The organism is Aquihabitans sp. McL0605 (assembly GCF_049993875.1).
Taxonomy (GTDB): domain Bacteria; phylum Actinomycetota; class Acidimicrobiia; order Acidimicrobiales; family Iamiaceae; genus Aquihabitans.
The window spans coordinates 2,492,879-2,513,596 of record NZ_CP188252.1 but is presented as its reverse complement, the minus strand read 5'-3'; the positions used below and the strand labels follow the sequence as shown (position 1 = coordinate 2,513,596).

The following is a 20,718-nucleotide window of genomic DNA, read 5'->3' as shown; positions in this document are numbered from 1 at the left end:
GCCTAGGCGGCCCGGACCTCGTAGGCGCAGTGCTGGTCGCCCGCCACCATGTGCTTGACGCGCTCGATGCGGGTGCCGGGGAGGACGGCCCGGAGGAACTCGATCTCGCTGCTGCACGCCTGGCCGTAGCGGCGGGCCACGGCGGCGATGGCGCAGTTGTGCTCGACCACCCGGTAGGTGCCGGTGCCGATGCGCTCGGCGGTCGCGAGGTAGCCGTCCTCGTCGAGGATCTGGGCCACCTCGCGGACCTTGGCGCCCAGCGTGGCCTTGGCGTCGAGCCGCTCCTGGCCCCGCCGGATCCGCTCGTCGCGGCGGCGCGAGAAGATCCGGTCGACGACCGACCCGTCCTCGTCGTCGAGGTACCCGAGCAGCTCGTTGGTCAGGGCGCCGTAGGCCTTGGGGAAGAGGGCGTCGCCCAGGTCGGTGACCCGGTAGGTCAGGCGCGCCCGGCCTCGGCCACCGGGAGCGCGCGGGGCCTCGGTGGCCTCGACCAGCCCCTGCTCGGTGAGGGCGACGAGGTGCTGGCGGGCGCCGCTGACGGTCATGTCGAGCAGCTCGGCCACCTCGCCGACCGTGGCGTCGTCGAGGCGGCGGACCCCGTAGAGCACGACCCGGCGGCCGGCAGGGAGCGGGGGCGCCACCGTGACCTCACCGGGGGTCGACGCCGCCGGCCGGGAGGTGCGCGTCGGGCTCATGGCCGGTCAGCGTAGGGAAGCAGCAGGTGGCTGTCGCCGAACTCGTGCCAGAGGTAGCCGTGGTCGAACGCCTCCCGGTACGCCAGCAGCAGCGCCTCGCGGCCGGCAACGGCCTCGAGCATGGCGAGGTGAGTGGCCGCCGGCTCGTGCCAGCCGGTGATGAGCCCGTCGACGGCGCTCACGCCTCGAGCGGGGGTGATGACCGTGTCGGTACACCCCTCCGCCGGGTGCACCAGGCCCTGCCGGTCGACCGCGGTCTCGAGCGCACGGACCACGGTGGTGCCGGCCGCGATCACCCGGCCACCCGAGGCGTGCACGGCGTTGACGACCGCTGCGGTGGTGGCCGGCACCTGGAACCGCTCGGCGTACGGGAGCTCGTGGCCCTCGAGCGACGACACGCCGGTGTGGAGGGTGACCGTGGCCAGCCCGACGCCGGCCGCCACCAGCCGGGCCACCACGTGATCGGTGAACGGGCGCGACGCGCTCGGCATCTCGGCGCTGCCCGGGATCGACGCGAACACCGTCTGGTACGCCTCGAGCGGCCAGTCCTGCGGCACGTACGAGTACCGGATCGGGCGGCCGTTGCGCCGGAGGGAGGCGGCCACATCGGTGCCCTCGCCGGGCACGGCCAGCCACAGCCGGTCGGAGCCGGGGGCGGGTCGAAGGAGCTCGAAGCGGGCCTCGGGGTCGCCGTCGACCCGGGCCAGCGCTGGAAGCGCCGGCAGGTGCAGCGGCCGGGTCGACCCGTTGGCACGGCGCGCCCGGGGCTCCACCATCCAGAGGCCACCGGGCAGCTCCGTCGACACGTGCAGCACGAACGCGGTGCCGTCGTCGAGGGTCACGTCGATCGCCGCCGCGACCGTCCCCGACGTGTTGACGACGATCAGGTCGCCCGGCTCGAGCATCGCCGGCAGGTCGCCGAACGTGGCGTGGATCGGCGCCTCCAGCCCTCGCGAGACCATCAGGCGGACGCCGTCGCGGGCCACGCCGCGCGCCTCGGGCGGCTCGTGCGCCTCGTGGGCGGCGTCGAGCTCGAAGCCCAACGGCAGCCGCGGCCCGAAGTCGACTGCCCCCCTCCCCGAACTTGTTGCAGCCAGTGCTCCATGGACCTCTGGCTGCAACATGTTGGTCGGGGTTGCGGGGGCGGGGGCGGGGGCGGGGGCGGGGGTCATCGGGCCAGCTCCTGGGCGCGGTAGCGGCCGCTGCCCTGCTGGCCGTCGATGAGCGACCGGAAGCCGGGGACGGCCGCCTCGGGCCCGGGCAGGTCCGAGAGGTCCTCCCCGGGGAAGGCGGCGCGGTGGAGCTCGGTGTCGAGGTCTCCAGGATCGATCGCCAGCACCCGCCAGGAGGGGTGCTCCTCCGCCAGGATCATGCTGGCGTGGTCGAGGGCGGCCTTCGAGGACCCGTAGCCGCCCCAGTGCTCGTAGGGCTCCACCGCAGCGTCGGACGAGACGTTGACGATCGTGGCGTCATCGCCGAGCTGGTCGGCCAGCGCGGCCACGAGGGCGATGGGGGCCACGAGGTTCACCTCCAGGGTGCGGAGGTAGGTGGCGGGGTCGAGGTCGACGAGCGCGGGCAGGGGGCTCGCCCCCAGGGTGCTGGCGTTGTTCACGACGAGGCGCACCGGCCCCAGATCCTTCGCGGCGGCCGCCAGCGCGGCCCGGTGGGCCGCATCGGCCACGTCGCCGGGCACCGCGACGACCGTCGACCCGCCGGTGCCGGCGTGGGCGATGTCCGACGCGGCGTGGGCGAGGAGGTCCTCTCGCCGGGCGTCGATCACGAGCGACCACCCGTCGGCGGCGAGCGATCGGGCGAGCGCCAGACCCAGACCCTGCGAGGCTCCGGTGACGACAGCGACACGTTCCATGGGGTTCCTCCCGGTTCGGCCCGCTCATGATCTCACGGGACCCCTACAAGAACAAGCAAATACTGTTTCTATTCCTCCGACATTGCCGGCCGAGTGCGAGAACCACTCCCGGACGCCCGCGACCCGAGGTCGGGTACCGTCCGCCCATGGCTCGCCGTGCACCTCTCGGAGCGGCCGCTCACCGGGGCCCGGTCCCGCCGTGAGCGACACCCACGCGAGCCACGACCACGAAGGAACCGGCGGTCACGGCGAGACCGGCGGTCACAGCGACGACCACGGTGGGAGCACGGGTCACGCCCACTCGCACGGCTCGATCCGCTCGGGCGAGCGCCACAAGGGCAAGCTCCTCGCCGCCTTCTGCGTGCTGGCCGCCCTCATGGTCGTGGAGCTCGTCGGCGGGATCGTCACCGGTTCGCTCGCCCTGCTGTCCGACGCCGGCCACATGCTCACCGACGTCCTGGGCCTCGGCATGGCCCTCGCGGCCATCCAGCTCGCCAGCCGCGGGAGCAAGCGCACCCAGAACACGTTCGGCCTGTACCGCGTCGAGATCCTGGCCGCCCTGGCCAACGCGATCCTGTTGTTCGGCGTGGGGATCTACGTGCTGGTCGAGGCCGTGCGCCGCATCGGCCACCCCGTCGAGATCGACGCCACACCCGTGCTGGTGGTCGCCACGCTCGGGCTCATCGCCAACCTGGTGGCCTTCGCCCTGCTGCGCGAGGGGGCCAAGGAGAGCCTCAACGTGGAGGGCGCGTACCTCGAGGTGCTGGCCGACACCGTGGGATCGGTGGGCGTCATCGTCGGTGCGATCGTGATCGCCACCACCGGCTGGACGTGGGTCGACCCGGCCGTCGGTGTGGCCATCGGGTGCTGGATCCTCCCTCGGACGTGGCGGCTGGGCGGCCAGGCCGTGCGGATCCTGGTGCAGGCCGCGCCGCCGAACCTCGACATCCCCCAGATCCAGGCCGATCTGGGCGCGGTGCCCGGAGTGGTCGACGTGCACGACCTCCACGCGTGGACCCTCACCTCCGACATGGAGGTGGTGTCCGCCCACCTCATGATCAGCGAGGGCACCGACGCCCACGCCGTGCTCGACCAAGCTCGCGACCTGCTCCTCGCCAGCTACGGCATCGGCCACGCCACCCTCCAGGTCGAGCCCGAGGACCACGACGGCTGCGAAGAGATCACCTGGTAGTCGGCGACGGCCGCTCGGGCGCTGCGCCAGTCGCGTCGCACCTCCCGTCCCCCTGACGACAACCCGGGTGCCGCCGCGCTAGACCGCCCCGGCGACCTCCGGCTGATCCCGCGCCGGTCGTCCCCGCGAGCAGCACCCTGCTCCCCTCCTCGCCGGTCGCCGGCCCGCGCAACCAGCGCAGCCGACTCGACCCCTCGGCGGCACCGCCGTCATGCAAGGAGCTCCCATGCATCCGCCTTCCCCCTCGTCCCGCTTCCGGACGCTGCCCTCGCCGGCCGCGCTCGCCCGCCCGCTCACCGCCACCCTGCTGCTGGCCCTGACCCTCACCCTGACCCTCGCCACCGCCGCAGTTCGGCCCGCAACCGCGGCCGGCGCCCACTCCTTCGGCGACCCGGTCTTCTCCGCCGATGCCCGAGGCGACATCACCACCATCGGCAACGTCACCACCACCTGCGATCCCACCTATGCGAACGACAACTGGAGCGCCACCGAGTCGGCGGCGGCGTGCAACGGGGCCACCTCTGGTCAGACGGCTCTCACCAACTTCGAGGGAGGACCGATGCTCCCGGTCAACAACCGGTTCCCCATGGAGGACGTCGATGTCGACACCGACCCCGGCACGTTCAACTCCTCCACCGCCCGCCTCACGATGCCCGCCGGGTCGACCGTCCTCTGGGCGGGGCTGCACTGGAACGCCGCCACGGCCGTGTCCCTGAACGCGGCCGCCGCCGGATCGGCGTACAAGGCACCACCACACCAGGTGGAGGACCGGTACCGGGTGCGGATCACCGCACCGGGCGGTGGCCCGGTCGGCCTCGACGCGGCACCCGCCGACGGCACCAGCCGCGACCACTGGGACGACACCGACGGCACCGGCACCTACGGGGCCTTCGTCGACGTGACCGACCTCGTCCGCCGCGCTGGGGACGGGAACTACACGGTGGCGAACGTGCAGTCGTGCCGAGGGTTCGGGGGCTGCTTCGGCTCGTGGTCGCTCACGGTGGCGTACGCCAACGCCTCCCTGCCGGCCCGCAACCTCAACGTGTGGCACGGCTGGCAGCTCACCTCGCCGTCGCGCGACGGCGGCACCCAAGCGTTCACCGTCGAGGGGATCACGCCCCCGCCGAAGGGCCCCGTGAGCGCCCGCATCGGCGTGGTCCAGGCCGACGGCGACCGGGGCGCGGGTCCCGACTCGCTCGACATCTCATCGCCGTCGTCACCGACCTGGAAGCCGTTCACCACGATCGACCGGCCCCTCGCTCCCGGCGAGCACGACTGGTTCAACTCCACGGTCAACGCCTTCGGCCGGCGGCGATCAGACGCCGATGCCACCCCCAACCTGCTCGCCAACCTCAACCAGGACATCGCGCTGGTGGAGGACCGGTCCACCATCGGGAACGACGACCACTCGGTGAGCTTCCGGGTCCAGACGGCCGACCTCGAGAACCTGTTCAGCCAGGTCGTCCACAGCGCGATCGACATCTACGAGCCCCAGATCGCGATCGACAAGACCGTGGCACCCACCGGGCCGGTCCACGCCGGTGACGAGGTGACGTGGACGCTCGAGACGCGCAACGTCGGCATCGACCCGGTCCGCCACGCCGTCGTGAGCGACCCGCTGCCCAACGGCCTCGCCTACGTGCCCGGGTCGATCCAGATGCTCGAGGGCGGCCCCGCCGCCCTGATCGGCCCCAAGTCCGACCGCACCGGTGACGACCAGGCCGACTGGGATCCGGTCCACCGCACCCTCACCTTCCGGCTGGGCGCCGGCGCCGACGCCACCACGGGGGGCACCATGGGGATCGCTCCCGCCGCGGACGGCTCGGACCGCCTCGTCATCACGTACGAGACGAAGGTCGAGGTCGAGCCAGGGGCGTCGGTCACCAACGCCGCCACGGCTACGGGCCAGGGAAGGGAGCTGGCCGATCCCTTCGGACCGCTCATCACGGAGGCGCGCGACGACGCCACCATCTCGGCGGCGCCCGAGGCCGACCTCGGCGTCACCAAGACCGACCACGACGCCGTGGTGCGCAAGGTGGGGGACCGGTTCTCGTACACCCTCACCGCCACCAACGCCGGACCTTCGCCGGCCACGGGTGTGGAGATCACCGACCAGCTCGACCCGATGCTCCACTTCGTCGCCTCCGCCGATGGCTGCACGGCGGCTGGTCAGGCCGTCACCTGCCCGATCGGCGACCTCGCGGCCAGGGCCTCTGCGGCGCGCACGATCAGCGTCGAGGTGGTGTCGCTCCCCGGACCGGGGCGGACGATCGCCAACCGGGCGGTGATCGATGGCAACGAGCCCAACCCCGACTGCACCGGCACCACGCCCGAGGCGCTCTGCAACCACGACGACGAGGACACGCCGCAGCCGCAGGTCGACCTGGGCATCGCCAAGACGGACGGCGGGGCCGTCGTGCACCGTGCCGGGGATCGCTACACCTACCGACTCGACGTGACCAACGCGGGGCCCGACGCCGCGACCGGTGTGGTCATCACCGATGCCCTCGATCGCCACCTCCAGTTCGTCTCGTCGGACCGGTGCCAGGCCGACGGCCAAGCGGTGACCTGCGCCATCGGTGACCTGGCTCCGGGCGCGACCGCCACCGCCGAGCTCACGGTTCGGGTGGCCGCCCTGCCGGAGCGGGGCGGCGAGATCCCCAACGTGGCCACGGTCGCCGGCGCCGAGCCCGATCCCGACTGCACCTCGGCGACGCCCCACGCCCGCTGCAACCACGACGACGAGCACACGCCGTGGGTCGAGGAGACCGCGACCACCCGCCCGCCGGCCACCACGCCACCCGCCCCGCCGAGCCCGCCGGCCGTGGTCGCCCGCTCGGGCCCGCTGCCCCGCACCGGCGCCTCGATCATCGGCCTCGTGGCCCTGGGCACCACTGCGGTCGCGGGCGGGGCCCTGGTGCTCGCGTCCCGGCGACGGATCGCCCGGTGAGCGCGCCGCGCTGACCGCCATGATCAGGGTCCGGCCCGGCTCCCCCACCCGCCGGGTCGGACCCTCTGGGTCAGCTGCCGTTCGGCTCGTAGGTGCGGCAGGGCTGGCCGCGCAGCGCCGGGCAGGCCGGCAGCGGCGTGGGCACCTTGATGCCGGGCACCACGGGGAGCACCACCGCCGATGGGCGGCCGGCCGAGCGCGCCACCTCGTTGTCCTGGGTCCCCTTCAGGGTGACGAAGCTCCAGATGGGCTTGTCGGCGCCGGGAGCGCTGATGATCACCCGGATCTTGCTCCCCGCCCGGAACGCGTGGCCGAACGGGTAGATCTCCACCCGCACCGGCGTGAACCCGTCGGCGGGCAGATCGGCGGCATCGGTCTTCAGCTGCGTGATGAGCGGCTGCAGCGCGGTCGAGCGGTCGTCGTCGAGCTTGCGCTTCGACGCCCGCAGCCAGCCCGACTGCACGTAGGTCTCCTTGCCGTCGGGGCGCACCTCGGTGATCGTCACCTGGAGGTCGGTGTCCTTCTCCGACGACTTGAGCCACAGGTCCGCACTGCCGCTGCCCACCATCACCGTGTCCTTCGTGAGCGCGGGCGTCACGTAGCTCAGCGAGTCGTCGGGCGACGGCGACTGCCAGTCGTACTTCGGCAACCGCCACCAGGTGTCCTGGCCGTCGACCAGGTTCACCTCGGGGCGCACCGACGGGTCCGACGTGTACGAGTCGACGGTGCCCTTGGCGTCGTCGGCCGCGGTGGGGGCCTTCGTGGTCAGCGCACCGTCAGGGCCCAGGTACCAGCTGGTGGCGTCGACAGAAGGCACTGGGTACGAGGGGAACGACTCCTCGAAGCCCGCCTCGGGCAAGCCGGCCGCCAGGCCCGGCGCGCCGCCCTCGTCGAACAGCACCCGCACCTTCGGCTGGGCCTCGAACTGCGCCTTGGCGTCCTCGTAGGAGGTGCCCTTGGTGAAGTGCTCCGGCGGGATCGGCAGCTTGGTGGCCGCATCGGTGTCGCCGATGATCTGGCCGGCCACCGCGGCGTAGAGCCCGGTCATGCCGCTCGTGTCGGGGGTCTTGTGCGCCACGTAGATCTGCAGGAACTCCATCCACCGCTGCAGGACCGTGGGGTTCGCCAGGCCCTCCGTGTGCAGGCCGTTGATGAGGGTCACGTACTTGTGGGGCACGTTCTTCAGATCGGGCACCATCGTGGGCGCGTGGCCGCCGACCTGCTCGTCCTGCCACGACGCCACCATGAACGTCGGCACGTCGATCTTGTCGACGAAGCTCTGCGGCGCGAACGAGTCACCCAGGTCGTTCTGCGTCGGGTAGTACGGCATCGCGTCGATCAGCTTGGAGAGCTCGACGTTCTGGCCGCGCAGGCGCATGTTGGCCTTGCAGGTCTCGTCGCCGGACGCGATCTGCTTCTTCACCCAGTCCTCGGCGGCGGGCGCCGCGTTGTGGTCGCGCTCCTCGACCCACGAGCGGGCGAAGCCCTTGTTCTGGATGCCACCAGGCCACAGCAGGGCGCGGAAGCCGTCGTCGTAGGCGGCCATCGGGGCGAGCGCCTCGAGGCTCGGCGGGTTGGTGGCGCCGGTGTAGAGCATCGCGGTGGCCGGATAGGAGATGCCCACCATGCCGACCTTGTGGCCCTGGACCCACGGCTGGGCGGCGATGGCCTCCACCGCGTCGTAGCCGTCCATCGCCTGCGAGTCCTCCCACAGCTGGAACGAGCCGCCCGAGCAGCCCGAGCCCCGCACGTTCACGCCGACCGTGGCGAAGCCCTGGCCCGCGGCCAGCTGCTTGCTGATCGTGACGAGCGACGGCTTCGGGTTGGCCGGGTCGTAGCCGGAGTACTCGATGACCGTCGGGTACGGCCCGTCCTCGGGCGGACCGGGCAGCGTCACGTTGATGGCGAGCTTCGTGCCGTCGCGCGTCGTGAGGTACCCGTAGCCCTGCTCGATGTGCTGGTGTTCGTAGAACGACTCGGCGGGGTGCTCGGTCGTGGTGGTCACATCGAACGGCTTCGACACGCCCGGCCCGTTGACCTGCTTGACCACGTAGCCCTTGCCGGCCTTCACGTAGCGGAAGACCAGGGCGCCCGCCTTGTCGCTGGCGCGGGTGTCGACGTCGTGCACGGCCGCCTTGTCGTCGACCACCTGCGAGGACACGACCTTGCCGTCGGCATCCTCGATCTCGAGCTCCACCCCGGGCTTGGTGGTGAGCCACACCTGGTTGGTGCCGCCGTGCGCATCGATCGCGACGGCGGCTTCCTTCTTCTCGCCCGACGAGCTGTCGGAGGAGCACCCTGCGGCCACCAGGGCCATGACCAGCACCGCAGCCGAAGCCGCTCGACGAACCCCCACTGCCTACCCCCCGGTAATGACGACCGGCGCAGGCTAGAGCAGCACCTGTCGCGGCCACACATCACCCGAACGGACAGATGCCGGACAGCGGACGGGCCTTCGGTGCAACACTGTGCGCCGTGAGCTACGTGCACGGATTGGCGGGGCAGGTGCTCGAGATCGCGCGCGGCAACGCCTCGTGGATGACGTGGAACCTGATGCTCGCGTCCATCCCTGCCGGCCTCGCCCTCGTGCTGTTCTGGCAGTCGCACCGACGCACCGCCGGGTGGTGGCTGGGGGTCGGCGCGTTCGCCCTGTTCCTCCCCAACGCGCCGTACCTGCTGACCGACCTGATCCACCTGCGGTCCGATGCCGCCGCGGCGACCAGCAACGGCGCCCTCATGTTCGGGGTCCTGCCCATGTATGCGGCGTTCGTGCTGCTGGGCATGGGGTCCTACGTGCTCTGCACCGAGCTCATCGTGCGAGAGGTGACCGATGTGCGGCCCGGCGTCGCGAGGGTGCGCGTCGAGCTCCCCGTCCACCTGCTGTGCTCGATCGGCATCGTGCTCGGCCGGATCAACCGCCTCAACAGCTGGGACACGATCACCCGCCCCCGAGGCACCGTGGCGAGCGTCTTGGAGGCACTCACATGGCGAGGCACGCCGTTCGCCATCGCCATCGCCTTCATCGCCGTGCTCACCTCGTTCACGATCCTGCGGGCCCTGATCGTGGCCGCCGACTCATGGGGCCGAGACTGGATGGCACGCGTCCGCGGTGCCCACGCGGCGGGCGATCACACGCCGATCCCGATCTGACGGGCGGCCCCCGTCAGCCGTGCTGCCAGAAGCGGTTGGCCAGGCTGTTGGTGCCCGACAGCGCGGCGGCGTCGAGCGCGGCGACATCGTCGGCGTCCATGAGCCAGCCCAGCGCACCGGCGTTCTCCTGGGCCTGGTCGCGGTTCTTGGCACCGGGGATCGGCACCGCGCCCTTGGCGATGATCCAGTTGAGCGCCACCTGCGACGGCGTCTTGTTGCCGTTGGCCTCGCCGATGCGACGCAGCTCGGCCACCACGCCATCGACCAGCTCCATGGGGTGAGCGGAGAAGTTGCGGGTCTTGGGCGGCGGGTTCGACGCCGAGTACTTGCCGGTCAGGCGCCCCTGCCCGATGGGTGAGTACGCCAGCGGGACCACGCCCAGCTCGGCGCAGGTGGCCAGGAGACCGCTGGTCTCGGGCGACCGGCGCAGCAGGGAGAACTCGATCTGGTTGCTGGCGAGGCGCAGGCCGCGCTTGCGCAGCTGGGCGTCGATGCTGCGGGTCTCGCGCACCGAGTAGTTGGACACGCCGACCGCCCGCACCAGGCCCTGCTGGTGCGCACCCGCCAGGGCCTCGGCGATGGCGGCATGGCCTCGGAGGCTGATCGGACCGTGGATCTGGTAGAGGTCGACGCGCTCCAGGCCCAGCCGATCGAGTGACGCCCGCAGCGATGAGAGCAGCGCCGAGCCCACGTTGACCTTCCACGGTTGCGGCATGAACTTGGTGGCCATCTGCACCTTGGCCGCCCGATCGGGGTCGCCGGCGAGCAGCCGTCCGATGATCCGCTCGCTCTCGCCCGAGCCGTAGACCTCGGCCGTGTCGAACAGGGTGGCGCCGCCGTCGATCGATGCATCCCATGCCTCGCGGACGGTGTCCTCGTTGGTGGCCGCGTCGTAGGAGCCGTAGCCCCACGTCTTGGCATCTCCCCACGCCCACGTCCCGACGCCCAGCGCGGGGATCTTCACATCGGTGCCTGCCAGCTCGAACCCGTCGGTGCCCATCGCGGCAACGTACCCGCCGGAGAACCAGCCGGGCGGGGACGCTGGTGCGGATCAGGCCGCTGGGGCCGGGGCCTCGGGGTCGTCGGCGAGGACGGCGCGGAGGGCCTTGGCGCCGCGCTCCAGGTCGACGCAGGCTCCCACCCAGAACACGAACACCAGCAGGAGGTAGCCGACCACCCAGCCGGTGCCGACCACTCGCCCCGCCACCAGGCTCCACCAGTCGGGATCGGAAGCCCCGGCGGCGGGGGCGCGGCCCAGCACCAGGGCGGCGCCCAGCGCCGCCACCGTGAGCACGCAGATCGCGTACAGGTTGGGACGGGCCTTGCGCAGGTGGTCGCGCGCCTCGGTCCAACCCGCCCGGTCGCACCAACCGCTGGTGAACGCGATGTAGGCCAGCAGCCCGGCGACGAAGCCGAGGAGCACCACCAGGCTCAGCCCGGCCGCTTCGACCGACGGCACCCAGCCGATCACGCCGAGCACGGTGACCAGCGCCGCCACCCCCATCGTGACCTGGAGGCCGCGCCGACCGTCGGGCGACGTGGCGATGGGGCGGAGGCCGGCGAGGGCCCACACCATGGCGGCGGCCGCGACCGGCAGCAGCACCGCCCGCCCGCTGATGCGCGGCTGGAGCACCAGGCCGAGGATGAACACCCACCCGATGCGCCGAAGGATCCGTTCGACGTCTCCGGCGCGCATGGCGGGCGACGCTACCGGCGCCGGTGAGCGCCACCGAACCCACGGGGGCGGGACCAGTCCGCAGCGGCACCGTATGGCACGGGACCGCCCAGATCTGACGGGTCGTCAGCACAGCTCGACGGGCATCGGTAGGGTCGACCCATGGGTGATCAGGGGAAGATCCAGACCGTCGTGTGGGGCACCGGGAACATGGGCCGGGCCGCCATCCGCGCCATCGACGCCAACCCGGCGCTCACCCTCTCGGCGGTCATCGTCGCCAACCCCGACAAGGTCGGGAAGGACGCCGGCGAGCTGGCCGGCGTGGACCGCACGCTCGGGGTGACCGCCACCGCCGACGTCGACGCGGTCCTCGCCACCCGGCCCGGGGCCATCGCCTACACGGCGTCGGGCGACATCCGGCCCGACGATGCCGTCGCCGACGTGTGCCGCGCCCTGCGCGCCGGCGCCGTGGTGGTCACCCCCGCGATCTACCCGCTGTACGACCCCACCAACGCGCCCGCCGAGATCATCGACCCGGTCACGGCGGCGGCGAAGGAGGGCGGCGGCTCGCTGTTCGTGTCGGGCGTCGACCCGGGCTGGGGCAACGACATCTTGCCCATCCTCATCTCGGGCGTTGCCGGCGCCATCGATCAGGTGCGCTGCCAGGAGATCTTCGACTACTCCACCTACGACCAGCCCGACTCGGTGCGCTACCTCGTCGGCATGGGCCAGCCCATGGACTACGAGCCGATGATGGTGGCGCCCACCGTCCCCACGATGGTCTGGGGTGGCCAGGTCCGCCTCATCGCCCGGGCCCTGGGCGTCGAGCTCGACGAGATCCGCGAGACGCTGGAACGGCGGCCCCTCGAGGCGACGGTCGAGAACGTGATGGGCACCTTCGAGGCGGGCACCCAGGGCGGCCTGCGGTTCGAGGTGCAGGGCATCGTCGACGACCGGCCGGTGATCGTGCTCGAGCACATCACCCGCATCCACCCGTCGGTGGCGCCCGACTGGCCGTCGCCCGCTGACGGCGGGGCCGGCGCCCACACCGTGATCATCGAAGGCAGCCCCCGCATCAGCCTCAGCCTCGAGGCCGAGGAGGAGGGCGGCAACCGCGCCGCCGGCGGCAATGCCACTGCGGCCGGCCGCCTGGTCAACGCCATCCCGTGGCTGCGCGCCGCGGGGCCCGGCATCTACGACGCGCTCGACGTCCCGCTCACCCCCGCCACCGGCAAGCTCCGGTCCTCCGGAAGGAACCCGTCATGACCGATCAGGCCACCCCCGATGCGGTGCTCCATATCGACCCCGCCGGCATCGACATCCCCGTCGGCAAGGACCCGATCTACTACGTGTGGGGCGAGATGGTCCCCGGGATCGGCATCGCCGCGTCCACGTTCGCCCAGAGCGTCTACGAGCACTCCACGCTCGGCCTCCGCGAGTTCGAAGCCGCCCGCCTCCGCATCGCCCAGATCAACGGCTGCCTGTTCTGCCAGGACTGGCGGACCGAGCGCGACGGCCAGAGGGTCGAGGCGGCGTTCGACACCGCCGTGGAGCAGTGGCGCACCACCGACGCGTTCGACGCCCGCACCCGCCTCGCCGCCGAGTACGCCGAGCGGTACGCCATCGCCCACCACGACATCGACGCCAGCTTCTGGGCCCGCATGAACGCCCAGTACTCGCAGCAGGAGATCGTCGAGCTGTCGATGTGCATCGGCTCGTGGATCGCGTTCGGCCGCCTCAACCACGTCCTCGGCCTCGACAGCGCCTGCGTCCTGCCCGACCACTGACCCCTCCGCCGGCGTCTCCGGTCGATCCGCTGGTCGATGTTCCACCCCACGGGGGGAAGATCGACCAGCGTGCGCGGGTGGGCCGGGCCGCTCAGGCGGGGACGGTGCTCTGGGCGCCCAGGAAGTCCTGGAACCAGTAGCCGCTGTCCTTGATGGTGCGCTGCTGGGTGTCGAAGTCGACGTGGGTGAGGCCGAAGCGGGGCACGTAGCCCTCGGCCCACTCGAAGTTGTCCATCAACGACCAGCAGAAGTAGCCGTGCACCGGGAGGCCGTCGGCGACCGCCCGCTCCACCTCGGCCAGGTGGGCCCGGTAGAAGGCGGTGCGCCGATCGTCGTGGACCCGTCCGTCGACCAGGGTGTCGGGGTACGCCGAGCCGTTCTCGGTGATGATCAGCTTCGGCACCTTGTCGTAGGCGGCGAAGCGCTCGAGCGACTCGTACAGGCCGTCGGGCTGCACCTCCCAGCCCATCGCGGTGATCTCGTAGCTCCGGTAGTCGTGGCTCATCCACGGCACGCCCCGCAGCTTCGGGACCGGCCACGGCTTCACCAGCTGGCGCTGGTAGTACTGCACGCCCACGAAGTCCCAGTCGACGGTGATGGCCTCCTCGTCACCGGGCTTGATGTGCTTGTCGATGCCGGCGATGAGCGGGCAGTCGTCGACCGGGTAGCCGAGCCCGAAGTTGGGCTCCCAAAAGATGCGGTTGGCGATGACGTCGATGCTCGCCTTGGCCCGGCGGTCGCGCTCGGTGTCGCGCTTCGAGCGCATCGGGGTGACGATGTGGGTGGTGCCGACGTTGGCGTCGGGCACCTTGGCCCGCAGCACCTGGGCCGCCGCCGCCTGGCTCAGGTTGACGTGGTGGGTGGCAGCCAGGAACTTCCTCAGGCTGCGGGTGCCCGGGGCGTGGTAGCCGAGCAGGTGCCCGACCACGAGGAAGCTGCACGGCTCGTTGAAGACCATCCAGTCCTTGACCCGGTCGCCGAGGCGGTCGGCGACGATGCCGACGTAGTCCTCGAACCAGCCGACGATGCTCCGGTTGGTCCAGCCGCCCAGGTCCTGGAGCGCCTGCGGGAGGTCCCAGTGGTAGAGGGTCACCCACGGCTCGACGCCCTTGGCCAGGCAGTCGTCGACCACGCGGTCGTAGAAGTCGAGGCCCGCGGCGTTGGCGGCGCCGCGGCCGTCGGGCTGCACGCGGGGCCACGAGATGGAGAAGCGCTGCGCGTCGAAGCCGAGCTCCTGCACCAGCGAGGTGTCGTCCTGGTACCGGTGGTAGAAGTCGCAGGCCACGTCGCCCGTCTCGTGGTTCTTGATGCGCCCGCCGCCGTGGGTGAACGTGTCCCAGATCGACGGGCCCTTGCCGTCGAGGTCCCACGCCCCCTCCACCTGGTAGCTGGCGTGCGCCACGCCCCACGTGAAGTCGTCCCCGAAGTCAGCCTTGGCCAGTCCCGTCATCTCGCCATGATGACGCGGCTTCCCGAGGGCCGCCGAATGGGCGAACGGGAGCCGGCCTCAAGACCTGGACGCAACCGCCGATGACATCGATGGCGACCCGTGCGTCGCCGGACGGAGGCAGGGACATGGCGGATCCACAGCAGGAGGGCCCTTCGGTCGCTTGGCCCTACGCCGACCGGGTCCCCGCCGCGCTTCCCCAGCCCGCACCGCCACCCGCACCGCCGGCCCCCGGGAGCTCGGTCCCGCCGCCCCCCTCGACCCCGGTCGGCTGGGGCTCAGCGCCCAGCGCGCAGGGCCCCGTCGGGACCTGGCCCGGCGGACCACCGCCCGGCGCGCCGGGGCCTCCGCCTGCCGCTGCCTCCATCCCGTACCTCGGACCGTCGCCCGCCCCGAGCCGGCCGTGGGGTCGGGCGGTGATCGCGGCGGCCGTGGTGACCACCCTGATCCGGTTGGTCAACGCGTTCTACCTCCAGCAGCTGTCGGGCGTCGACGACCGCCTCTACCAGCGCCAGCAGCTCCGGCTCCGCGCCATCGGCGCCGGCGTCGGCCTCCCCGCCGACCAGACGCTGGCCGACGACCTCCGCGCCGCGACCGACCGCATCCACGCCCTGCAGCCCGTCGTGCTCGGCTCGTGGCTGGTGCTCGTCGGGCTCCTGGTGGTCTGGGGCCTGAAGCGCCGACCCAAGGCCCTCCTGCTCAGCCACGGCGAGACCCACGTCGAGACGCAGGCCCGCCGGATCGAGCCCACCGGCTGGTACCGGGTGCAGTGGGGCGTCGCCGCCGCCGCCATCCTCCTCGGCCTCCTGAACAGCACGAGCCCCGACCTGTCGCAGGTCGCCTCGCACCGCTCCCAGTCGGCCCTGGCCAACCTGGCGTGGGCCGTCGTGTTCGCGCTCTCGATCCCGATCGTCCTCTGCTCCGAACGCCTGCTCGCACGCCGGACCCTGCTCGCCCAGCAGCTGGTGGCCGCCGCGGTCCCCGTCGCCTACGTGGCCCCCATCGACCCGCCGCGGGGCGATCCGGAGCTGGCCGCCGCCCGGCCCGGGTGGATCCTGGTGACGGCCGGCAAGGTGACCCTGATCGGCATCGGCGGGCTCTGCGCGGTGGCGTTCATCGGCCAGGCCCTCGACCCCACCATCTCGGCGCGGCCGCAGTTCGCCGTCGCCGGGATCGTCCTCGGTGCCCTGGTGCTCTGGGTCATCGCCCGGCGCTGGCTCCCCGACCGTTGGGCGCTGCGCCGGACCCGTCCAGCGGGCGAGCCCGCGTCGTTCTGACCGGGGTCAGCCCTGGGCGAGCTTGGTGAGGAACTGGGCGGCGAGCGGAGCCGCCACCTGGCCGCCGAAGCCGCCGTCCTCCACCAGCACCGCGAAGGCGATGTCGCCCTGGAACCCGGTGAACCAGGCGTGGGTCTGGGGCGGGCTCTCGGTGCCGAACTCGGCGGTGCCGGTCTTGCCCGACACGTCGCCGCCCGGGATGCCGGCCAGCGCGGTGCCCGTGCCGCCGGTGACCACGCCGCGCATCAGGCCGCGGAGCGCCTCGATCGGTCCGGCGGGGAGCTGCTCGCCCAGCGTGGGCTCGGGCGCCGCCGGGTCGATCACCAGGCGGGGCTGGACCGAGCGGCCGCTGGCCACCGATGCCGACGCCAGGGCCACGTTGAGCGGGCTGGCCTCGACCTTGCCCTGGCCGATCATGTTGGCGGCGTGCTCGGTCTCGCTGTCGGTCACCGGGACCGAGGCCGTGATGGTGGGCACCCCGATGTCGACCTTGCGGTAGCCGAGCTTGGCTGCCGTGTCGGCGAGCTGCTGGGCGGTGATCTTGCGGGACTGGCCGACGAAGGCGGTGTTGCACGACTCGGCGAAGTTCTTGCTGAACGGGACGGAGCCGAGCACCTCGCCCTCGGCGTTGGAGAACTCCTTGCCCACGACGATGGTGGCGGGGCAGTCGACGGGGGTGTCGGGGGTCAGGCCGTTCTCGAGCAGCGTGAGGCCCGACGCCACCTTGAACGTGGAGCCGGGCGGGTACTTGCCGATCAGCGCCCGGTTGTAGCCATCGGCTCCCGCCGGGCCGTTGGCCACCGCCAGGATGTCGCCGGTGCTGACGCGGATCGCCACCAGCGCCGCCGGCTTCGGCGCCGAGGCCATCACCTGGTCGGCCGCGGCCTGGATGCCGGGGTCGATCGTGATGGTGACGGGCAGGCCGGGTTGCGCCGGGAAGTCCTTCAGCACGTAGGCCGCCTGGCCCGAGCCGGCCTTCGGGACCACCCGCACCGAGATCCCCGGCTTGCCGGCGAGCACCGCGTCCTGCGACGCCTGGAGCCCGGAGAGCCCTGTGGTGTCGCCCGCAGCGACGCGGCCGTTCGACGCCGCGGCGATCTCCGCGGTGGCGGGCCCGGTGGTCCCGACGAGGGCTCGGGCGAAGTCACGGGTGGGTGCGAGGGGCAGCTGCGCCTCGCGGAACACGGTGCCCGGGATGGCCTTGAGCCGTGCGCTCAGCGGCTCGTACACCTCGCGGCGCAGGGTGACCGCCGAGACGAACGTGTCGGCGCCGGCCTTGGTGACCCGATCGACCAGGCCCGCCGGGTCGACCCCCACGATGGCGGCCACCTGCTGGGCGGCCGCCGTGCGGTCCGTGGTGCCCGCGGGGTGGATGCCCACCTCGACGACCGGGCGGAGACCGACGAGGGCCTTGCCGTCGGGGCCGAGGATCTCGCCACGGGTGGCCTCGAGCCGGACGGCATCGAGCGTGTCGCCCTCGGTGAGGCGGCTGTGCACCACGGTGGGCGCCCAATCCACCAGCCACGTGGGATCGGCGTCGTCGACCCCGGCCTTCTCGACCAGGGGCACGTTGGTGTCGTAGGTCCAGCTGCGGGTGTCGTCGATCTTCCACGTCACGGTGACGGCCGCCGTCTTGCGGGCTGGGGCATCGGCGGCCTGGGTGCCGGCCACAGGCAGGTCGGTGATGGCGTTCACCTTCACCTGGGCGGGCTTGCCGCCGGCTGCGCTGCCCAGGCCCGCGGTGATGGCGAACGTGCGGGCGTTGATGTCGCCGCTGGCCTTGGTGACCGGCACCTTGTCGAGCCCGCCGGCCATCCAGTCGGTCGCGAACGCATTGGCCGCGGCCACCGCGAGGTCGTCGCCCGCGGCAGAGCTCGCGGTCCCATCGTCCTGATCGAGGACGCCGAACCACACCACAGCAGCAGCGAGGGCGAGCAGCACCACCACCCCTCCGCCGATCAGCGCTCCGCGCTTGTTGCCCACCCGATACCTCTCACCAGCAGTCCAAGCGCTCGAACCTAGCGATGTGTCCAGGTGTCCATGCCCGGCTTTCGTTCCAACTGGCGCGCGATCCGATGACGGCGCAGTCAGATCCGCCTACGGTCCCGCTCGCACCGACCACCACCGAGGAGACACCCGTGCCCAGACTGCGCCAGGTACCCAGGGCCGAGGCACCCGACGGGATCGTGCCGCTCATGTACGACTACATCTTCGGCGACCGCGATCCCGTGGCCGAGCCCGGGCTCCCGAACGGCACCCCAGGGAACTGGTGGACCGTCGTGGCGCAGAGCCCCGAGCTGATGGAGCACTGCGTCACCGGCTTCGCGTTCTACCGCTCCGAGGATCGGGAGCTGCCGCCCCTCCTCCGAGAGCTGGCGCAGACCAGGGTGGGCTGGGCGCGCGGCAGCCGGTTCGTCTTCTCCCAGCACTCGAAGGCCAGCCGCGACAACGGGGTGAGCGAGGAGCAGATCCAGGCCGTCCCCGCATGGGAGGTGAGCGACGTGTTCTCGCCGGCCGAGCGGGCGGTGCTGGCGTGGACCGACGCGCTGGTCCTCCACGGGGGCCGGGCGTCCGATGCCCTGTTCGCCGCCCTGCGCGAGCACCTCTCCGAGCTGGCGATCCTGGAGCTGACCTACATCACCTGCTGGTACGACCTCCACGCCATCATGAGCCGCGCCCTCAAGCTCGAGCTCGACGACGTCGACGATCCCATCACCGAGCTCACCGGCCCCGGCATCACCAGGTCGCTGGAGCCCGACGCCGTCCCGGAGGCCTAGCCACGATCACCAGTCGGCGAGGCGGGCGGTGGCCTTCGGGTCGTAGAGGCAGACCACGTCGGAGAAGTACCGCAGTCGCAGCGCGGCGTCGAGCATCGCCGCGCCCGACCCAGCCTCGGGCAGGTGCGAGGTGACCACCACGTACGGGGCCGGGTCGGTGAGCGAGCGCAGCAGCGCGCCGTTGGCGATGGCCTTCTTCAGCGTGTCGGTGCGGATCAGCCCGGGCCGCTTGCCCTGGATGGATCCCTTGTACTCGAACCACACCACCGTGCCGCTGGGGCTCACCGCCTCCTGGTCGATCTCGACCCCGACCTCGGTGAGGACCCGCCGGCCCTTCAGCTCGAAGCCGAAGTGGGCCAGCAGGGTGTCGCACTGCTCGGCGAACTGGCGGCCCTGGATGCCGGCCGACGCCTGGAACGACCGCGGCTTGGGCGGCTCGGCGGGAGCGGGAGCGGCGGCGGCCTCGGGCTCGTGGTCGGTGGCCGGTGCGGCCCCGTCCTCGGGCTTGGGCTCGTCGTCGGGGGGAGGCGTGCCCCCGAAGGGCAGCTGGTCGAAGCCGCTCATGTGGCCGCGAGGCTAGGCGGCCCCGCGCTACGCCCCGCGGGTGGCGGGCGCCTGAGCGCTCAGGCCGGGCGGCGGGCCAGCACGTAGAGGCGCTCGGTGTCGGCCTCGCCGTCGGGCCGCGGCCCCCGGCGGTACCACTCGACGTCGACCAGACCGGCGGTGGCGAAGGCGTCGAGCACCGCGGCGGGGTCGTGGAACACGAAGCTCACGTCGATGGGCTGGCCCCACAGCTCCGTCTGGTGGCGGACCTCGTCGCCCACGTGCAGCGCCACGCCCAACCAGCCGCCCGGACGCAGGGCGGCCGCCAGCAGCGCCACCGCCGGACGCAGCTCCGACCCGGCCAGGTGCACGAGCGAGTACCACGCGGCGATGGCGGCCCACCCCGGGCCCGCGCCGGAGGGGGCCGGCAGCGCGGTGAGGTCGGCCACCTCGAAGCGCAGCTCCGGGAAGCGGCGCCGGGCCTCGGCCACCATGCCGGGCGCCAGGTCGAACCCGGTGACGTCGGCCCCGGCGGCCGCCAGGTAGAAGCCCACCTGGCCTGGTCCGCACCCCGCGTCGGCGACGGGGCCGCCCTCGGCCAGCTCGGCGAGCCGTTCGAGCATCCAGCGGTCGAAGGGCTTGGCATCGAGCTCGTCGATCAGCTCGTCGGCGTAGGTGGGGGCCAGGGCGTCGTACGAGGCGACCACCTTGGCGTCGCGGGCCACGGGCCCGTCGCCGAGCACGACGTCGCGATCGATGGTGGGTGGGCCTCCGGGGGCCGACGGTGCGCCGGCGACGGCGATGTCGACCGGGCCGAGCAGGTGGATCCACCGGTTGTCCTGCTGGCCGGGCAGCCGCTCCAGCTCCTGCACCAGGGGCGGCGTGACGGCGGCCATCGCCACCAGGCACGCCTCCACATCGGAGCGATCGTCGAAGGCGTGGAGGCGCTCGGTGCGGGTCTTGAGCGCACCCGGGGCCTGGGCGCCGCGGAGCAGCAGCACGGTGAGCAGCGCCCGCTGGTCGGGTTCGAGGCCGAGGTGCTCGTCGAGCACCTGGCGGTACTTCACCGCCCGGGCGCCGGTCCCCGCGTAGACCATCCGGGCCAGCCCCCGGGCCTTGAGGCGGTCGATCGCGTCCGTGATGGTGCGGTCGTCGAGATCGAGCACCGGCTCCCGGCTCGAGCTCTGGTTGCACGCGGTTCGAAGCGAGTTCAGCGTCATGGGGTACGACGCCGGAACGGTGCGCTCCTTCTCGAGGAGGCTGCCCAGCACGCGCTGCTCGACGGGGTCGAGGACGGGGAGGCTGCCGGCGCCGTCGGTCTGCTCATCCATGGCCTTGGACCATACGGCCCGCTGCGC

17 protein-coding genes are annotated in these 20,718 nt (G+C 72.4%); 7 read left to right on the top strand and 10 right to left on the bottom strand.

Going from position 1 to position 20,718, the window contains the following annotated elements:
• Window positions 1–2: 2 nt before the first annotated feature.
• Genes ACPPVX_RS11640 through ACPPVX_RS11630 form a run of 3 tightly spaced genes read right to left on the bottom strand, consistent with a single transcriptional unit; the run spans window position 3 to window position 2,562 of the window.
• Window positions 3–695 carry a helix-turn-helix transcriptional regulator gene (locus tag ACPPVX_RS11640; protein WP_426570722.1) on the bottom strand — a complete coding sequence of 231 codons (693 nt, stop codon included), beginning with the start codon at window positions 693–695 and terminating at the stop codon, window positions 3–5.
• Window positions 692–1,867 (bottom strand): S-adenosylmethionine:tRNA ribosyltransferase-isomerase, encoded by a 1,176-nt coding sequence (locus tag ACPPVX_RS11635; protein ID WP_426570721.1) that lies wholly within the window; start codon window positions 1,865–1,867, stop codon window positions 692–694. The genes ACPPVX_RS11640 and ACPPVX_RS11635 overlap by 4 nt, the downstream gene beginning before the upstream one ends.
• A complete protein-coding gene (locus ACPPVX_RS11630; RefSeq protein ID WP_426570720.1) occupies window positions 1,864–2,562 on the bottom strand; it encodes an SDR family NAD(P)-dependent oxidoreductase in 699 nt (232 codons plus the stop codon). Before ACPPVX_RS11630 ends, ACPPVX_RS11635 begins: the two co-directional genes overlap by 4 nt.
• A 313-nt stretch (window positions 2,563–2,875) precedes the next feature.
• Here ACPPVX_RS11630 and ACPPVX_RS11625 point away from each other — a divergent pair, with 313 nt between their 5' ends.
• Both ACPPVX_RS11625 and ACPPVX_RS11620 read left to right on the top strand, forming a co-directional pair.
• Window positions 2,876–3,754, top strand: a complete 879-nt coding sequence (locus ACPPVX_RS11625) for a cation diffusion facilitator family transporter (protein ID WP_426575029.1) — start codon at window positions 2,876–2,878, stop codon at window positions 3,752–3,754.
• A gap of 226 nt (window positions 3,755–3,980) precedes the next feature.
• On the top strand, window positions 3,981–6,704 hold the full coding sequence (locus tag ACPPVX_RS11620; RefSeq protein WP_426570719.1) for a DUF7507 domain-containing protein: 2,724 nt from the start codon (window positions 3,981–3,983) through the stop codon (window positions 6,702–6,704).
• 70 nt (window positions 6,705–6,774) lie between these two features.
• Here the strand turns inward: ACPPVX_RS11620 and ACPPVX_RS11615 are convergent, their stop codons facing one another.
• Window positions 6,775–9,021, bottom strand: a complete 2,247-nt coding sequence (locus tag ACPPVX_RS11615; RefSeq protein ID WP_426570718.1) for a CocE/NonD family hydrolase — start codon at window positions 9,019–9,021, stop codon at window positions 6,775–6,777.
• A gap of 158 nt (window positions 9,022–9,179) precedes the next feature.
• Here ACPPVX_RS11615 and ACPPVX_RS11610 point away from each other — a divergent pair, with 158 nt between their 5' ends.
• On the top strand, window positions 9,180–9,854 hold the full coding sequence (locus ACPPVX_RS11610) for a DUF1361 domain-containing protein (protein WP_426570717.1): 675 nt from the start codon (window positions 9,180–9,182) through the stop codon (window positions 9,852–9,854).
• Between the two features lie 13 nt (window positions 9,855–9,867).
• On the opposite strand, the gene ACPPVX_RS11605 is transcribed toward ACPPVX_RS11610, so the two are convergent.
• Both ACPPVX_RS11605 and ACPPVX_RS11600 read right to left on the bottom strand, forming a co-directional pair.
• Window positions 9,868–10,854, bottom strand: coding sequence for an aldo/keto reductase (locus ACPPVX_RS11605; RefSeq protein ID WP_426570716.1), 987 nt, complete (start codon window positions 10,852–10,854; stop codon window positions 9,868–9,870).
• Between the two features lie 51 nt (window positions 10,855–10,905).
• Window positions 10,906–11,550, bottom strand: a complete 645-nt coding sequence (locus tag ACPPVX_RS11600; protein ID WP_426570715.1) for a hypothetical protein — start codon at window positions 11,548–11,550, stop codon at window positions 10,906–10,908.
• Window positions 11,551–11,691: 141 nt separating this feature from the next.
• Here ACPPVX_RS11600 and ACPPVX_RS11595 point away from each other — a divergent pair, with 141 nt between their 5' ends.
• On the top strand, window positions 11,692–12,795 hold the full coding sequence (locus ACPPVX_RS11595) for a dihydrodipicolinate reductase (RefSeq protein ID WP_426570714.1): 1,104 nt from the start codon (window positions 11,692–11,694) through the stop codon (window positions 12,793–12,795).
• On the top strand, window positions 12,792–13,316 hold the full coding sequence (locus ACPPVX_RS11590; RefSeq protein WP_426570713.1) for a carboxymuconolactone decarboxylase family protein: 525 nt from the start codon (window positions 12,792–12,794) through the stop codon (window positions 13,314–13,316). The genes ACPPVX_RS11595 and ACPPVX_RS11590 overlap by 4 nt, the downstream gene beginning before the upstream one ends.
• Window positions 13,317–13,407: 91 nt before the next feature.
• On the opposite strand, the gene ACPPVX_RS11585 is transcribed toward ACPPVX_RS11590, so the two are convergent.
• A complete protein-coding gene (locus ACPPVX_RS11585) occupies window positions 13,408–14,766 on the bottom strand; it encodes a GH1 family beta-glucosidase (protein ID WP_426570712.1) in 1,359 nt (452 codons plus the stop codon).
• Between the two features lie 431 nt (window positions 14,767–15,197).
• Here ACPPVX_RS11585 and ACPPVX_RS11580 point away from each other — a divergent pair, with 431 nt between their 5' ends.
• Window positions 15,198–16,040 carry a hypothetical protein gene (locus ACPPVX_RS11580; RefSeq protein ID WP_426570711.1) on the top strand — a complete coding sequence of 281 codons (843 nt, stop codon included), beginning with the start codon at window positions 15,198–15,200 and terminating at the stop codon, window positions 16,038–16,040.
• A 6-nt stretch (window positions 16,041–16,046) separates the two neighbouring features.
• Here the strand turns inward: ACPPVX_RS11580 and ACPPVX_RS11575 are convergent, their stop codons facing one another.
• Window positions 16,047–18,023 (bottom strand): penicillin-binding transpeptidase domain-containing protein, encoded by a 1,977-nt coding sequence (locus ACPPVX_RS11575; RefSeq protein WP_426570710.1) that lies wholly within the window; start codon window positions 18,021–18,023, stop codon window positions 16,047–16,049.
• A gap of 155 nt (window positions 18,024–18,178) precedes the next feature.
• On the opposite strand from ACPPVX_RS11575, the gene ACPPVX_RS11570 reads away from it, so the two are divergent.
• Window positions 18,179–18,817, top strand: a complete 639-nt coding sequence (locus tag ACPPVX_RS11570; RefSeq protein WP_426570709.1) for a carboxymuconolactone decarboxylase family protein — start codon at window positions 18,179–18,181, stop codon at window positions 18,815–18,817.
• A 6-nt stretch (window positions 18,818–18,823) separates the two neighbouring features.
• On the opposite strand, the gene ACPPVX_RS11565 is transcribed toward ACPPVX_RS11570, so the two are convergent.
• Both ACPPVX_RS11565 and ACPPVX_RS11560 read right to left on the bottom strand, forming a co-directional pair.
• Window positions 18,824–19,381 carry a hypothetical protein gene (locus tag ACPPVX_RS11565; protein ID WP_426570708.1) on the bottom strand — a complete coding sequence of 186 codons (558 nt, stop codon included), beginning with the start codon at window positions 19,379–19,381 and terminating at the stop codon, window positions 18,824–18,826.
• A gap of 59 nt (window positions 19,382–19,440) precedes the next feature.
• The gene (locus ACPPVX_RS11560) at window positions 19,441–20,691 is read right to left on the bottom strand and encodes a DUF480 domain-containing protein (RefSeq protein ID WP_426570707.1); all 1,251 of its coding nucleotides are present in this window, start codon (window positions 20,689–20,691) and stop codon (window positions 19,441–19,443) included.
• Window positions 20,692–20,718: the final 27 nt, after the last annotated feature.

Excerpts from the sequence above, each read along its gene's own strand:
- ACPPVX_RS11640 (WP_426570722.1), bottom strand. The coding sequence starts at position 695 with ATGAGCCCGACGCGCACCTCCCGGCCGGCGGCGTCGACCCCCGGTGAG.
- ACPPVX_RS11635 (WP_426570721.1), bottom strand. The coding sequence starts at position 1,867 with ATGACCCCCGCCCCCGCCCCCGCCCCCGCCCCCGCAACCCCGACCAAC.
- ACPPVX_RS11630 (WP_426570720.1), bottom strand. The coding sequence starts at position 2,562 with ATGGAACGTGTCGCTGTCGTCACCGGAGCCTCGCAGGGTCTGGGTCTG.
- ACPPVX_RS11620 (WP_426570719.1), top strand. The coding sequence starts at position 3,981 with ATGCATCCGCCTTCCCCCTCGTCCCGCTTCCGGACGCTGCCCTCGCCG.
- ACPPVX_RS11615 (WP_426570718.1), bottom strand. The coding sequence starts at position 9,021 with ATGGCCCTGGTGGCCGCAGGGTGCTCCTCCGACAGCTCGTCGGGCGAG.
- ACPPVX_RS11605 (WP_426570716.1), bottom strand. The coding sequence starts at position 10,854 with ATGGGCACCGACGGGTTCGAGCTGGCAGGCACCGATGTGAAGATCCCC.
- ACPPVX_RS11600 (WP_426570715.1), bottom strand. The coding sequence starts at position 11,550 with ATGCGCGCCGGAGACGTCGAACGGATCCTTCGGCGCATCGGGTGGGTG.
- ACPPVX_RS11595 (WP_426570714.1), top strand. The coding sequence starts at position 11,692 with ATGGGTGATCAGGGGAAGATCCAGACCGTCGTGTGGGGCACCGGGAAC.
- ACPPVX_RS11590 (WP_426570713.1), top strand. The coding sequence starts at position 12,792 with ATGACCGATCAGGCCACCCCCGATGCGGTGCTCCATATCGACCCCGCC.
- ACPPVX_RS11585 (WP_426570712.1), bottom strand. The coding sequence starts at position 14,766 with ATGACGGGACTGGCCAAGGCTGACTTCGGGGACGACTTCACGTGGGGC.
- ACPPVX_RS11565 (WP_426570708.1), bottom strand. The coding sequence starts at position 19,381 with ATGAGCGGCTTCGACCAGCTGCCCTTCGGGGGCACGCCTCCCCCCGAC.
- ACPPVX_RS11560 (WP_426570707.1), bottom strand. The coding sequence starts at position 20,691 with ATGGATGAGCAGACCGACGGCGCCGGCAGCCTCCCCGTCCTCGACCCC.